This window comes from Acinetobacter sp. 228 (assembly GCF_048147885.1).
Genome location: NZ_JAYWYV010000249.1, coordinates 1 through 1,412 on the forward strand (window position 1 = coordinate 1; position 1,412 = coordinate 1,412).

General features: G+C 34.6%; 1 protein-coding gene. It reads left to right on the forward strand.

All coding sequences use genetic code 11. The annotated features are described in order from the left end of the window. Positions 1-367: 367 nt before the first annotated feature. Positions 368-1,412: acyl-CoA dehydrogenase family protein (locus tag VXQ92_RS17885; RefSeq protein ID WP_416682713.1), on the forward strand; the 1,045-nt coding region annotated here is incomplete at its 3' end.

The following is a 1,412-nucleotide window of genomic DNA, read 5'->3' on the forward strand; positions in this document are numbered from 1 at the left end:
GAAACTGATACAAAACCCGCATAAAATCTCCACGTTTATTTTTATTTGACTATTCGTACAAAAATAGTCTTCGGTAAGTAGATACTTTAGAAGCTATTTTTAATGAAAACAATGGATATTGTGCTCATTTTTCACTGACAGTTAGGTCTATATTTTTTATATCTTTTTTTACCGTACTTATAGCTGTTTTTCATATTAAAGTCCTTTTAGTTATTCATTTTACAAATAAAAATTATAATTTATTGATTTTTAATATATTTCTATATCTCTATTTATATATTAAAAATCAAAAAAAGTGCTTTGCATTTTTATTCATAAGCTGAGCATAAGTCCTCGTTTAGTGGAAAAATATTTCTTTTGTAAGGTAATGACAGCAATACAAGGTGTCATTATGTCTAATTCTCTATCTAAAACGACGGCATACGTCCAAGTCATTCAAAATGATCAACAAGCAATTAATGCTGCTTATCAAGTGGCTGATTTTGCTTTAGAGGGTCGTAATACACGTGATCAACAACGCTTATTACCGCATGAGCAAATCGAAAGCTTTAGCCAAAAAGGCTTAGGCGGAATTCGTATTGCAAAAAAATACGGCGGTGCTTTCGTTTCCAATAAAACACTGGCACAAGTTTTCCGTATTTTAAGTAAAGGTGATGCAAATGTTGGTCAGATTCCACAAAATCAGATTAGTCTGTTAAACCTGATTGAAATCATGGGTACAGAACAACAAAAACAATTTATCTTTTCAGAAATATTAGCCGGTAAACGTCTTGCCAACGGCGGTCCCGAACGAAATACCCATGACTCAAAAACCTTAAAAACCACGCTTACTATTGAAAACGGCAAATATTTTTTAAACGGCGAAAAGTTTTATTCGACGGGAACAAGTTTTGCGCATTGGCTCGCAATTAAAGCGATTCATCCAGAAGGCCATGTCGTTTTAGTGATTGTTAACCGAGATGCTCAAGGCATTGAAGTTATTAATGACTGGAATGGGTTTGGTCAACGTACTACAGCGAGTGGTACAGTTAAATTAAATCAAGTTGAAGTTAATCCTGAACTTATTTTTGATGAGCGATTATTAACACAAGTTCCAACCTATCGCGGTGCGTATTCGCAGTTATTACAAGTGGCAATTGATGTCGGTATTGCGGAAGCTGCTTTTGAAGATACTTTATCGACCATACACAAAGCGCGCCCAATTATTGATGCAAATGTTGAAAAAGCCAGCTTTGAACATTACACCCTACAAGAAGTGGGTAAATTAAATATTTTACTCGATGCGGCAATTTTACTGCTTGATGAAGCTGCTGAATATTTAGATGAACTTGATCAACTTCAAACGGTGACTGACGAACAAGTAGCAAAAGCTTCAATTTTGGTCGCAGAAGTAATATTATATTCCAATGATG